12 protein-coding genes and 1 pseudogene are annotated in these 13,334 nt (G+C 56.4%); 4 read left to right on the top strand and 9 right to left on the bottom strand.

The annotated features are described in order from the left end of the window. Window positions 1-22: 22 nt before the first annotated feature. From ACVVH8_RS14885 to ACVVH8_RS14875, 3 genes are read right to left on the bottom strand one after another with little or no spacing between them, the layout of a single operon-like run. Window positions 23-865: a carbohydrate ABC transporter permease gene (locus ACVVH8_RS14885; protein WP_475224455.1), complete on the bottom strand. Its 843-nt coding sequence runs from the start codon at window positions 863-865 to the stop codon at window positions 23-25. Then, complete coding sequence (locus ACVVH8_RS14880; protein ID WP_475224451.1) at window positions 862-1,824, bottom strand: carbohydrate ABC transporter permease; 963 nt, start codon at window positions 1,822-1,824, stop codon at window positions 862-864. Before ACVVH8_RS14880 ends, ACVVH8_RS14885 begins: the two co-directional genes overlap by 4 nt. 21 nt (window positions 1,825-1,845) lie before the next feature. Beyond that, a complete protein-coding gene (locus ACVVH8_RS14875; protein WP_213028708.1) occupies window positions 1,846-3,120 on the bottom strand; it encodes an ABC transporter substrate-binding protein in 1,275 nt (424 codons plus the stop codon). A gap of 168 nt (window positions 3,121-3,288) precedes the next feature. Here ACVVH8_RS14875 and ACVVH8_RS14870 point away from each other — a divergent pair, with 168 nt between their 5' ends. The 3 genes and pseudogenes from ACVVH8_RS14870 to ACVVH8_RS14860 all read left to right on the top strand — a co-directional run. Then, window positions 3,289-4,854, top strand: a complete 1,566-nt coding sequence (locus tag ACVVH8_RS14870; protein WP_475231187.1) for a carbohydrate porin — start codon at window positions 3,289-3,291, stop codon at window positions 4,852-4,854. Between the two features lie 93 nt (window positions 4,855-4,947). Continuing rightward, window positions 4,948-5,697, top strand: coding sequence for a hydroxypyruvate isomerase family protein (locus ACVVH8_RS14865; protein WP_475231106.1), 750 nt, complete (start codon window positions 4,948-4,950; stop codon window positions 5,695-5,697). A gap of 14 nt (window positions 5,698-5,711) precedes the next feature. Next, window positions 5,712-5,843: pseudogene (locus ACVVH8_RS14860) on the top strand (TetR/AcrR family transcriptional regulator); the annotation flags it as partial. A 41-nt stretch (window positions 5,844-5,884) separates the two neighbouring features. Here the strand turns inward: ACVVH8_RS14860 and ACVVH8_RS14855 are convergent. The 6 genes from ACVVH8_RS14855 to ACVVH8_RS14830 all read right to left on the bottom strand — a co-directional run bounded on the left by ACVVH8_RS14855 (window position 5,885) and on the right by ACVVH8_RS14830 (window position 12,243). Then, a complete protein-coding gene (locus tag ACVVH8_RS14855; protein ID WP_475231104.1) occupies window positions 5,885-6,823 on the bottom strand; it encodes a fumarylacetoacetate hydrolase in 939 nt (312 codons plus the stop codon). Between the two features lie 5 nt (window positions 6,824-6,828). Continuing rightward, a complete protein-coding gene (locus tag ACVVH8_RS14850; protein WP_475231102.1) occupies window positions 6,829-8,100 on the bottom strand; it encodes an MFS transporter in 1,272 nt (423 codons plus the stop codon). A gap of 132 nt (window positions 8,101-8,232) precedes the next feature. Further along, a complete protein-coding gene (locus tag ACVVH8_RS14845; protein ID WP_103302000.1) occupies window positions 8,233-9,282 on the bottom strand; it encodes a type III polyketide synthase in 1,050 nt (349 codons plus the stop codon). 194 nt (window positions 9,283-9,476) lie between these two features. Beyond that, complete coding sequence (locus ACVVH8_RS14840; RefSeq protein ID WP_103301999.1) at window positions 9,477-9,917, bottom strand: Zn-ribbon domain-containing OB-fold protein; 441 nt, start codon at window positions 9,915-9,917, stop codon at window positions 9,477-9,479. Window positions 9,918-9,928: 11 nt separating this feature from the next. Then, window positions 9,929-11,125 (bottom strand): thiolase family protein, encoded by a 1,197-nt coding sequence (locus tag ACVVH8_RS14835; protein ID WP_213028704.1) that lies wholly within the window; start codon window positions 11,123-11,125, stop codon window positions 9,929-9,931. Between the two features lie 29 nt (window positions 11,126-11,154). Then, a complete protein-coding gene (locus ACVVH8_RS14830; RefSeq protein ID WP_103301997.1) occupies window positions 11,155-12,243 on the bottom strand; it encodes a hydroxymethylglutaryl-CoA synthase in 1,089 nt (362 codons plus the stop codon). A gap of 447 nt (window positions 12,244-12,690) precedes the next feature. Between ACVVH8_RS14830 and ACVVH8_RS14825 the strand changes: the two genes are divergently transcribed. Then, window positions 12,691-13,287 carry a TetR/AcrR family transcriptional regulator gene (locus tag ACVVH8_RS14825; RefSeq protein WP_103302446.1) on the top strand — a complete coding sequence of 199 codons (597 nt, stop codon included), beginning with the start codon at window positions 12,691-12,693 and terminating at the stop codon, window positions 13,285-13,287. The last annotated feature ends 47 nt before the right edge of the window (window positions 13,288-13,334 follow it).

Genomic DNA, 13,334 nt, shown 5'->3' with positions numbered 1-13,334 from the left:
TGTTCCTTGTCTTTATTGGGCATCAACCCTTTAACGCGCCGGCAGTGAGACCGGAAACGATTCGGCGCTGGAAGATCAGCACCAGAACCACCAGTGGGACGGTGACCAGCACCGAGGCAGCCATCAACAAGCCCCAAGGCAACTCATGGGGGCTGCCGCCGGAAATCAAGGCGATGGCAACCGGCACCGTGCGTTGGCTGTCGGTGAGGGTGAAAGTCAGGGCAAACAGGAACTCGTTCCACGCCGCGATGAAGGCCAACAAACCGGTGGTGACCAGTGCAGGCCAGAGCAGCGGCAACAGCACGCGGGTGAGCGTCACCCAGGGTGACGCACCATCCATGATTGCCGCTTCCTCCAGTTCATGGGGCAGTTGCCCCATGAAGGTGGTCAGCACCCAAACGGTGAAGGGCAGGGTGAAAATCGTGTAGCTGAGGATCAACGCCCAGGACGTGTTGTACAGACCCAAGGCACGGATCACTTCGAACAGCCCTGACAGCACCGCAACCTGGGGAAACATCGACACGCCAAGGACCATCATCAATACCGTGCCACGTCCACGGAATTTCACCCGGCCCAGGGCGTAGGCGGCGGTCAGACTGAGGAACAGCGCCAGCGTCACCACGCATAGCGCAACCACCAGCGAATTGCCAATCGCCCGCAGGAATGAGGCCTGGTGGAGTACCGCCGAGTAATTGGAGAAGTCGGGATTTTCGATCCAGTAGCTCACCTCGAACAGGGCGCTGGAGGGCTTCAGTGAGGTCACGATGGCGTAGTAGAACGGGAAAACCGCATACAGCAGCAAAACCCCGATCAGGCACCAGAACCCGAGGCGCAACAGTGCTTTTTTCAGCAGGCGCGGGCTCATGCGCGGACCTCCAGTTGACGGCGTCCAAGGTAGAGATAAAGCATGGCGATCACCGCGACCAGCAGAAACAACAGCGTCGACGCCGCGCTGCCGTACCCGACGTCCTGGAACTCCACCAGGTGCTGGCGGGCATACACCGACATGCTCATGGTGCTCGACGAGTTCGAGGTCAGCACGTAGATCACGTCGAATACCCGCAGGGAATCGAGGATACGGAAGATCGCCGCCACCAGCAGTGCAGGCATCAACAGTGGCAGCGTGACGCGCCAGAACACTTTCAGCGGATGAATGCCATCGACCCTGGCCGCTTCGTAGCAATCGCTCGGCAACATCTGCAGGGCCGCCAGCATCAGCAGCGTGACGAAGGGGACGGTCTTCCAGACGTCAACGATGATCACCGCCCACATCGACAGGTCTGCATCTGCCGTCCAGGCCAGGGGGGCGTCAATCAGGCCGAGGCTGAGCATCAGGTGATTGATGATGCCGAACTGGTCGTTGAGCATCCATGACCAGATCTTCGCCGAGACAATCGTCGGAATCGCCCACGGAATCAGAATCAACGCACGCACCAGAGAACGGCCGGTGAACTTGATGTTCAGCAGCAACGCCACCAACAGCCCCAGAACGACTTCCAGTCCCACCGACAGCACCGTGAAATACAACGTGTTGCGCACCGCGTTCCACCATTGCGGGTCGACGAGGATGCCTGACCAGCCGGAACCGCTGTGCAACAGATAATTGCTCAAGCCTATGAAGGTTGCGCCACCGGTGTCCGCCAGGCTGGCGTCGGTCAGGCTGAACCAGAACGTGCGCAGCAACGGCCAGGCTGCCACCAGGGCCAGACAGACCAGCATTGGCGTCAGAAACAGCCAGGCAGCGCGCACCCGGCGACGTTGTACGGGTGTTTCCCTCGTGAGCAGGAGCTCGTCGAAGGGGGCATGGGCAGTAGAGACAGACATGGTGATTTCCTTCCTTGTGGCTTACCAGTTCTGGCGTTTGATACGCGTGAGTTCGCTTTCCAGTTCGGCCAGTGCCTGATCGACGGGCAACTCGCCCGCCAGCACGCCATGCACCCGATCGAAGAACGCATTGGAGACCCGTGGATAACGGTCGGCGGTGATTGCGGCGGGGCGCATGACCCCGTCGTTGAGAATGCTGTGTAGCTGAGCGTAATAAGGCATGGCCGCGAGCAACTCGGGATCTTGATACAGCGACTCGATCACCGGGTTATAGGCGCCTGTCAGGGCACGATGTTTTTGCTCTTGGGCACTGGTCAGGTAGCTCACCAGCTCGGCGGCAAGTTTGGGATGAGCGCTGTAGCGCGATACCGCCAGGCCCCAGCCACCGAGGGTGGAAGCATGCTCGCCGTTCTCGCCGCCGCGGGGCAGGGGAGCGACGCCGACCTTGTCTTTTACGGCACTGTCCTGGCTTTGCACCAGGCCCCAGACATAAGGCCAGTTACGCATGAACAGCGCATTACCCGACTGGAATACGCCGCGTCCTTCTTCCTCGGTGTAATTGAGCACGCCACGCGGAGAGATGTCTCCTACCCAGCTTTTCGCCAGCGTCAACGCGGCTCTTGAGGCCGGACTGTTAACCACAATGTCTCCGCGTTGATTGATCAGTCCGCCTTGTGGTTGGCTGCTGATCCACTCCAGCGCATTACACGTCAGGCCCTCGTAGGCACGTCCCTGAAAGATGTAACCCCAGAGATTGGCGTTCCCGGCGTTGCGCTCCGCCTGTTGCACATCCCTGGCGGTAGCGGTCATTTCCTCCCACGTCTGAGGAACCTGCTTTGCGTATTTATCGAGCAAGTCTTTGCGGTAATACAGCAGCCCGGAGTCGGTGAACCACGGCATCGTCACCAGCCGTCCGTTGACCGTGGCGTTATCGACTTGTGCCTGGAAGTAGCCTTGAGTCGCGTTGGCGGGAAGTACCTCACGCAGATCCATCAGGTGTTTGGCCAGCATCCCCGGCCACACCATGTCGATTTGAATGATGTCGATGTCGGTGGACTGCGCACTGAGGATCTGCTGGTAGAACGACAACCTCTCGGTCGCCGAGTTAGGCGTGGAGACCACCTCGACGTTGTTGCCAGTCTGTTTCGACCATGTCTCGACGGCCTCTTTGCACAGTTGCAATTCCGCCCCCACCGCACCGCACGAGATCGTCAGATCGGTTGCGCTCGAGACGGATGGAAGTGCGGCAGACAGGGTGATCAATGCAACGGGCAGGAGCGATTTCAGGTGTTTCATCGAGCGTCCTTTATTTTTGTTTTTAGAAAAGTTAACGTTAACATCGCCAAATGTAGCAGCGTATTTGCGATGAGGCACCCTTTTTTTCGTCGATTGCGACAACTCGCAACGCACGCAAAAAACGGCCGTTTGCGTCAACCAACAATAAAAACAAAACAGGGATTTCATATGCACAAAGCATCAGGCTGGCTACTGGCAGGTGTGCTCGGCACATCCGCGGCGACCGCACAGGCAGCGACACTGGAAGAGCGCATGGCCGCACTTGAAGCTCGCGCCAGCGCAGCGGAAAAGCGCGCAGCCACGGCCGAACAGCAGACCCAAGTACTTGCCCGGGAATTGCAGCAAATCAAACTCGCGGCGCCGCCCTTGCAGCCCGTCGCGTCTAACGCAACAGCCATTTCCGCGCCTGCTCTGGATACCCGACTGGCAAAACTCGAAGCCCGTCAGCAAAGCCTGGATAAAGACAGCAATACCGGACACCTCTCCGATGGGTTCAGCTTCAACGGCTATGCGCGCTCCGGATTGTTGGTCGACGAGGGGCTGGGTGGCGGCCGTGGCGGCCCTTACACAACGCCGGCCGGCTCGGTGGGCGGTGCAGTCGGGCGACTCGGTAACGAAGACGACACCTACATGCGCATCGACCTGTCGAAAGAGGTCTATGCGCAAAACGGCACCCGTTCCAAATTCACGGTTTCCATCGCCGACGGTGTGGAAAGCTCCAATGACTGGACGGCGGACGAAAGCAAACTCAACGTACGCCAGGTATTCGCCACGCTCGACCATGTCGCTGCGTTCAAAGGCAATTCAGTGTTCGAGAACGCGACGCTGTGGGCAGGCAAGCGGTTCGATAGAGATAACTTCGATATCCACTGGCTGGACTCAGACGTCGTTTACCTGGCCGGCACCGGCGGCGGAATTTACGATGTGCAGATGAACAAGCACTGGCGTTCGAATTACTCGTTGATTGGGCGTAGCTACGGGGATTTCAGTCAGGGCGGTATTAATGCCGATGTGGAAAGCTACATTCTGACCTCCAACCAGTTCTTCAAGGATGGCCAGTGGCAGTGGATGTACAACGCCATCGGCGCAAAGAAAAACGATGTCGGCACCCGCACCAATAAAGCCGGTTTGACGCCTGCGGATAGCGGTTTGCACAGCATGCTGGCCAATCACCAGAAAACCTTTTTCGGCAGGGAAGGGTTCTTCAAAACGGCGCTGCTCTATGGGCAAGGCCTGGGGGCCGAGGTCAAGAACGTTGGTTCGGATGGTGAGCTTATCGACGAGGCCCGCGCGCTGCGTCTGGCACTTTACGGTGAAACCCCTCTGAGCTCTGACTGGCGCATCGGCCCCAGCGTGCTGGCCGAACAGAGCAAGGATAGATACGTCAAAGGTGACGACTACCGCTGGCTGACCCTGAACGTGCGATTGGCCAACACAATCAACAGCAACTTCGAAATGGCCTACGAAATGAGCTGGCAAACCATGAACCTCGACCCCAAAGGCTATCTACAACGTAATGCGGTCGATGGTAACTTCTGGAAGTTCACTGTCGCCCCGACGTTCAAACTTGACGTTGGCGATCTTCTCACGCGGCCGGAGTTGCGAGTGTTCGCAAGCTACATGAACTGGTCTTCGGATCTGGACAAATTCAGTACTGCGGACTCCTTTGGCATGTCCGACTTCCAGGCGGGAGGGGTATGGCAATACGGTATACAGATGGAAACATGGTTTTAATGGTTGAACGCAATTGCGATAGTGCGGTGCTGGAGCGGCGAAGGATGCTCCAGGCTAATGATGTCGTTTCTTCCCAGGATGGATGATTACCCAATGCTCAAGTTCAATGCTCATCTCGGTTTCCAATTCAATGAATTGCCTTTTCTGCAGCGCATCGAAGCCGCCGCAGCCGCCGGTTTCCGGGCGGTGGAGTTTCCGTCGCCGTATGAATTCGACGCAAGTCTGCTTGCCGACCATCTAGCCCAATACAGTTTGCCGTTGATTCAGTTCGCCGCCCCGGCTGGCGTGACCAAAGGCATCGCCGCGTTACCGGGCATGGAAGTGGAGTTTCGTGATGGGTTACGCCAGGCCGCCCGCTACGCAAAGACGTTGGCGTGTTCGGATGTCCACATCATGTCGGGTGTTACAACGCAGAATGACGCTGAGCGTATCTACGCGGGCAACGTGGAATATGCGGTCAAGTACTTCGAAGACCAGGGGCTGCGGCCGCTTATCGAAGTGATCAGCGCGGAGGCGATGCCGGGCTACTACATGTCTGACTTCAGCAAGGCGCAACAGATTCTGGAAACCTTCCCGAGTGTCGGGCTGATTCTTGATCTTTACCATGCCCAGCTTTTGACTGGAGACGCAGCCGCTGTGCTGGCGCGGTTTTATGACAGAACCGTCCATGTGCAGATTGCCGATTGCCCGGGTCGTCACGAGCCGGGAACGGGGAATATCGACTTTGCTGCGTTGTTCGCGGCGCTGGAGCAACGCGGCTACGCGGGATGGATCGGGTGTGAGTACCGTCCTTCTGGATCTACTGTTGCGAGTCTTGACTGGATCAAGCAGCTAAGTGCTTAGGTTCTGGATTCGCCTTGGAGGAGCGCCTGCAAACCGCGATCGAGGCCGGTGAACTGGCGCCCGATAGCGATCTGTCAGCGTTGGCTGTGCTTGTGTCATTGCGGCTGCACAGCCTCTCGATTCGCGCGCGTGCAGGGAAATCCTGAGAAGAACTGACGGGGCTGGTGCGCAAATAACGCTGTCAGCGTTATTTGCGCTTGAGCACATTCGGGTCGTTGCAGCGCTGCTGCAGTCGCGTCGCCCGCGGGGGCAGACCCGCTCCAAGCGTGCGTTTATCAAGCGGGCACAGATGCAACAACTCTTCTTCGACGATGCGATTGCTCAGGCCCAACTCCAGTTCCGGGCAATCGAGATCGAGCCAGTCACCGTGTTGCAGCGGGGGTTCGCTGTCAGGGTGGCCCAGGCCATGAAACACGTAGTGGACCATGCCTGGCTGCAGGAACTGTTCGTGCTGTTCGAGGAATGCCTGGGTGTATTTGCGCAGTGAGCGCCATTCCTTCAGATCGATATCGTATTCGCGATAGGAGATTTGCCTGTCCTGACGCTCGATACGAGCGTTGATCGACAATCGACACTGCAACTCTCCAAGAATCATTGCCGGAGCCAGTGCGCATTCGCGAAGACACGCCTGGTTGGCGTCCGGCGAGTCGAGGTTGCCGAGCAGTGGATCGTGCACTTCGTTACCAATAGTGAATCCGACAAAGTGCAGTTTGCCGAAGGAGTCGACCATATAAATGCAGACGATTCCCGGTCCACTGGCAATGCTCAGCGCCTGATAAGGGATGTTTAGCGCCTCGCCTTGCGTCTTGAGCAGACTGCCGTTGCCTTTGTAACTCCACGCCTGCTTTTTCGGCATCGTCAGGTTGACCGTGCTGACCTGGGCGAGCAAATTATTGCCGGGTTTGAGTGGTGGCTGCAGGTCGATGTCCTGGGTGCTGTCACTGGCGGGCAGATGCTTGAGATGCTCGGCCCAGCCGCGATGCCAGCGACTGCAATACTGCAATGTTTCATACAGCCCGCCCTGTTCGGGAAACATGCGCAGGCTCTGGCCTGTCTGGAAGTCGAACACACCGATGCCTCGGTGTTCATGCTGGCAAAGGTCGAGCAACATCAAATAATATCCCATGATCTCTAATCCTTGAGGGGTAGGCTGATCGGCAATGCGTTCGCGGCTGACAGGGCAGGGAGGGGTTGCAGATTGTCGCGCAGACCCAGCGACAACAGCAGGCCGCCGATGCTCCCGGCCAGTGCGACGTACAAAATCGATGGCAGGCCGAAATGCATGGCGGCGTAACCGGCGACGGCGGGTGACACGCCACCGCCAAGGATCTCGCCGAACCCGACGACAATGCCGGTGGCAGTGGGAAGCAGCGCAGGTGGCACCGACTCGCTGGTCAACGGCCCGACGGTCATGCAGATCAGGCTGAAGTTGAAGAAAGACAAAAGGAACAGCAGCAGAAATAACAACCCGGTAATGGCCGGGCTGATGATTAACAGCCCCACCAACGTTGCGCTGGTCATGAAGGAAACAATGACCACCGGTTTGCGGCCCAGTCGGTCCGACATTGCCGGAATGATCAACTGACCGATAAAACCGCCAACACCAAGGGCGGATATCACGACGGCCATCGACAGCGTTTCAAGGTGCATGTAGTCCGTGAGGTAACTGGGCAACATGGCACACAGGACGAACTGGCAAGTAAGAATGCAAAACATGATCAGGATGTTCAGGCTGACATTGCCGCTTTTGAACGCACTCAACCAGTTCGCCCAACCCCTTCCTGAAGCTGGTTGCTGATGTGCCGGCAAGGGCGCCGGTCTATAGATTTTCCACAAGTAGCCGGCCAGCAGTAGACCGGGCAACGAGATAATCGCGAAAACCATGCGCCACGAGTCGAATAGCTCCAACAGACTGGCAGCCAGCAATGGCCCCAGGCACAGTCCGAGAATCGGGAATAACGCCTGTTGGAAACCCAGATTCTGTCCGCGGCGCTGCGGATGCGAAACCTCATCGGTGACGATGATACTGGTCGGTGTGAACGCGCCTTCGCAGAGCCCCATCAGCCCGCGGATGACGACCAGCCCGAAAAGTCCTCCGGCCAGAGCCGACATCCCCGAGAGCAGCGACAGCACTGCAATTGAAAGGACCAGTGCGTTCTTGCGACCCAATCGATCAATCACGTAGCCCGCGCCCAGGGCTGAAAAGCCCCAGGCGAAGGCCAGTGCTGCCGACAGCATGCCGAGGTCCTGATAATCCAGCTGCAAGTCACGCATGATCACGGGAAACAGCGGCAGAATGATAAAGCGATCAAGCCCGACGAGGCCGAAACTCAAGGACAGCAGCAAAACCATCCGTTGTTCATATTGTCGCTTGGGCGGCGTAGCGAGATTGTCTCTGATCATCGTTCATCCTCCATGTGAAACCATTAATCAGGTGCAATGAAGGGTTTGCGAAAGAGGCCGAGAAACCTTGGCTTCATACAGACCACCAAGGTTTCTTGCAGACTCAAACGTAGCCCCGGCAAAACGTGGGAATCAGGCTACCCATTCACCCACGGCCATTTCGGCGGTGAAGCCTGGGCCGAAAGCTGCCAGCATGCCGACATCGCCGGAGTTAAGACCCGACTCAAACTGTCGCTTGAGCACGTCGAAAACCACAACGCTGGCAATGTTGCCGGCTTCGGCGAGGCTGTTGCGCGACTGCGAAACCCGGTTCGAGGCAAGGTCCAGTTGCAGGACCAATTCGTCAAGAATCTTGCGGCCGCCAGTGTGGAAGATGAAGAAGTCATTCTGCGCACAGTTCTGTTCAAGAGTGTCGTAGTTGAGTTTCTCCATAATCGGCGCGACATCTTTAATAGAGTTCATGACGGCTTTGTCCAGGGTAAAGTGGAAGCCGGTATCCTTTACATCGTATTTGATGTAGTGCTCGCTCTTCGGCAGGAAGAAAGAGTTGGTGGAACGGATTTTGAACCCTGACGCCTGATCATCAGCGCGCAATACGCAGGCAGAAACAGCATCGCCAAAAAGTGCAGCGGAAATGAACGCATGCAACTTGGTATCGTCAGGCTGATAACACAGCGACGAGAACTCCAGCGAGACAATCAACACGTGATTACGCGAATCCAGTTTGGCGAAGTCATTGGCCCGGTTAATTGCTGCGGCACCGGCGACGCAACCGAGCTGGGCGATCGGCAGCTGCACGGTGGAGGTCGGCAGGTCCAGATCGTTGATCAGGTGTGCGGTGAGCGATGGCATCATGAAGCCGGTGCACGAGGTGACCACCACCATACGGATGTCATTGGTCGTTAAGCCAGCGTTTTCAATGGCTTGGCGGGCAGCGGCGGAAGACATCAGGCGGGCTTCACGCTCATAGACGATGCTGCGGTGAGTGAAGCCAGTGTGCACCGCCAACTCGTCGATCGGCAGGATCAAATGCCGCTCGTTGACTTCGGTATTCTGGATCATACGCTTGGCCAGGGCCATGCGCGGATGGTCGGCGTGCAGGCTCTCCAGATGTTCAATCATCTGTTGTTGAGTGATCTTGTTTTTCGGGAACATTACGTGCGGGAGACAAAGAGTCGACATGATGAGTCCTCGGCCATATAAAGCCAATAAATGGTTTTTGGGATAATTCCCGATTTAAAATAACGGCAGTTTGCTATCCCCGGAGGAACAAGGATTAAAAGCTTTTGGCGAGTAAGTTCTTTTTATAAGTAGCGCAATTCTTGTTTTGATATTCAAGCGGTCGAGCGTCAGAAACTAACGCTCGACGGCTTTATTTATACGTCCAATACAAATTTGTAGGCGTATTGCCAGGCCAGATTGCTTTCGCGCACATGTTTGCGTACGACCATGCGTACCGGCGCGCCGGTTTTCAGTTGTTCCGGATGAGTGACGTCAACGATTTCCGACGCGATCACCAAACCATCGTCCAGACGAACCATCGCCATGCAGCGAGGCACTGTTTCGCCGTAGCCCATGGCGGCAAGGATCGGATTCTCGGCGTGAGCCATGACTTCGATCTTGCCGCTGCGGGCGCAGCGGTACGGTTTTACGTTGAGCGAATTGCAGGCGCCACAAACTGTACGACGTGGGAAAAAGATCTCCTTGCAGTCTTCACACTGACTGCCTTCCAGACGATATTTGCCGCCGTGTTCTCGCCATTCGCGAAGCATGCTGGCAGTGGTCATCCGATGAATCTGTTCGGGGTACATAGACATGGTCCGGTTCCTTAGTCGTTGGAAAGAACGATCACTGAGTTGTGGGCGGCATAACCTCCCAGGTTTTGCGACACGCCGATGCGCGCGCCCTTGACCTGGTTGTCGGATTCACCGCGCAACTGACGGAACAGTTCGGTGATGTGCAGAATGCCGTCACAACCGGACGCGTGACCGCGCCCAATGTTGCCGCCGTCGGTGTTCAATGGCAGCGGACCGTCAATGCCGATGCCGCCTTCCAGGACAAAATCACCGGCCTGACCCTGCTTGCAGACCCCCATGGATTCCATCTGGATCAGACCCGCGCCGAGCAAGTCGTAGACCTGCGCGACATCGATATCCTTCGCAGTGATTCCGGCCTTTTTATAGGCGATTTCAGCGCAAGCGATGGAGTTGGCCGACACGGCCATGCCGACATTTTTTGGCAGGCCCGGGTGATGCAGGGTCGGGTTGTGAAAACGCGTGCCGAAGTAATGGGAAACGCCCGTATAGGCACATCCGCGAACGAATACTGGTTTGTCCGTGTATTTGTGAGCCAAGTGTTCGGCGACCAGAATCGCGCAACCGCTCGCTTCACCCCAAGCCAGCATCGAGCCAAAGGCTTCGCTGTTTTTCAGGGTATCGATAGATGGAATCGGATGGCCGAAGCGCGTGGCATTCGGGGTGTTGTGCGCATAAATACGCATCTGCCGGCCAAAGGTCGCCAACACATCAGCTTCACGCCCGGCATAACCGAACTTTTCAAAGTATTCCGCCGTCGCCAGGGCAAAAGCATCGGTGTGGGAAATACCCAGGAAGTAGTCGTACTCACATTCGGTACTGGAACCGATGTATTCGGCATAGTTGAAGTGGTCGGTCATCTTCTCGAAGCCGCCGACCAGAACAATATCGTATTCCCCGGAGGCAATCATTTGATGGCCCATCTGGAACGACACGGAACTGCTGGTGCAGTTGGCGGTGCTCATGAACGTCGGCGCCGGGCTGATGCCCAAAGTGTCGGAGATGGTCGGGCCGAGACCGCCATATTCCGAAATGCCCTCGCCGTGATAACCGTAGGCCACACCCTGGATTTCCCGAGGATGCATCCTGGCGTCTTTGATAGCTTTATAAGCCGACTCGACGATCATTTCCTTGAACGTCTGCCGGACCCTGGAACTTCCCGGTTTCGGCGTATAGGCGGCCGAAACGATTGCAACACGACGTGCGCACATGTACATGCTCCTTGCGTAGACAGGCGAAATCAGAGGTAGGCGGTGAGGGCGTAGTCAGCTCGCAAATACTTGAACTCGTATTTGATGGACGTGCCGTAATCTACGTACAGCTTGTTTTCGAGCGATTCGCGCAGTGGACTGTTGCGCTTTTGGTAGGCCTCGATGGCCGGGGTGACCGTCAAGGCAATTGCGTCGCTGCCGGCACCGAAACCGTAAGACACCAGCAGGATTTTTTGACCGGGACGCGCCTGGTCGAGCACGTTAATCAAACCGAGGAGCGGGCTGGCAGCACCGGTGTCACCAACACTGCTCGCGTAGATGCCGGGCTCAACCTGTTTCGGATTGAATCCCAGATGCTTGGCGAGGGAGTAGGGCGTGGACACCAGATTCTGCTGGAACACGACGTAATCGTAGTCCTGCGGGCAGGTGCGCAATTTGGCCATCAAGCCTTCCGCCGCCCGGCGAGTCTGGTCTTCCAGGCCGATGCTGTTTTTGTCCGAGCCAAGCCCCATCCCGGAGCGAATATAACGATCGCCTTGCGGGCGAATGTTGTCGGCGACATCGGCTGCACAAGAGAAATTGCCATCGAATTCTGCGATGACATTCTCCGTGCCCACCAATAATGCTGCCGCACCGGCACCCGCATAGGATTCGGTCAGATCACCTGGGGCGGTGTTGCGATTGATAGTGTCGGCGCCGATTGCAAGAGCGCTGCCGGTCATGCCGGAAGCGACCAGTGCCTGGCAAATCTGCAGCGCAGAAGTGCCGGATTTGCCCGCGAACTGGACGTCGGCGCAATAGGCGTCATAGCCGGAACCGAGCATTTCGAGGATGACAGAGGCCGAGGCGCGGGAGTCATAGGGGTTGGTGCAAGTGCCCAGATACAAAGCCTCGACGCTACTGCCGGGGGCCATATCCAGTGCACGCTGGGCGGCCAATACACCGAGAGTGATCACATCTTCATCAGGTTGAAGAACGGCTCTTTCGACCACCCCCAACTGGTTTTGCACGAGATGCAGATCGGTGTTCTTCCAGACGTTGATCACTTCTTCGACTTTCAAGCGACAAACGGGAACGCCAGTGCCATAGCTCACTATTCCTGCTTTTTTCACGTTCATTTTCCTTTTGATTCCATTCGCTGTCAGAAAACAAGGGTGTCGCGTCGCCGTATATCGTGAAACATACGGAAAACTATCTTTAAAGCCCCCGATATCGGAGTTTTGTCGTTTAGCCAGCAAAATCAGCCGCTTGGAGTTTCCGGACGGTTACTCAAAAAAGGGCGCTGATACTGCCACTTTGCCTCTCTCACTGCTATGATACGGTACGTATCGTTTCAGAATTAAAACTGCAGACTCGATAGGGCTAGAGGACGCTTACTTGCTCACACATCATGCTCGAGGAGTCGGAAACCCCTAAAGTAACCAGAAAAACCCGAAGCGAACTGATTGGAGTCAATGTTCAGTGCGTTTACTCAACTCGAAACGAAACGGTCCGTTTCGTTGCGATTTTCGGAAATCCTATACCTTGCATTGTATTTGTCAAGCACCCTGCCTGGAGAATTTACTGTGGCTCGTACACCCTCTCGCAGCTCCATCGGATCCCTACGGAATCCCCACACGCACAAGGCGATCATCAGTTCGACGATTGAGATCCTCAAGGAATGCGGTTATTCGGGACTCAGTATTGAGTCGGTTGCCCGACGGGCGGGAGCGAGTAAACCGACGATTTACCGTTGGTGGAGCAACAAGGCTGCATTGATCGCAGAAGTCTACGAGAACGAAAGTGAGCAGGTCAGAAAGCATCCTGATCTCGGCTCATTAAAAGCGGATCTCGACTTTTTGCTGCACAATCTCTGGAAAGTCTGGCGTGAAACGATTTGCGGAGAAGCATTTCGCTGCGTCATCGCCGAGGCTCAGTTGGACCCTGTGACACTGGTTCAGTTGAAGAACCAATTCATGGAGCGCAGAAGGGAAATGCCGAAGAAATTGGTGGAAAATGCCATCAGCCGTGGTGAGTTACCGAAGGACACCAATCGAGAACTTTTGCTGGATATGATCTTTGGATTTTGCTGGTACCGGTTGCTGACCGAGCAGTTGGAGATGGAGAAAGATATCGAGGAATTTACGACTCTTTTACTGAACGGTATCAGTTCGAAGGGGTGATTCTGGTTTTCGAGATGTTCCCCTTAGCCTTGTCGCTGGGGGGAACA

Source organism: Pseudomonas trutticola BRTCR10 (assembly GCF_056155105.1).
This window is presented reverse-complemented; position numbering and strand designations above follow the sequence as displayed.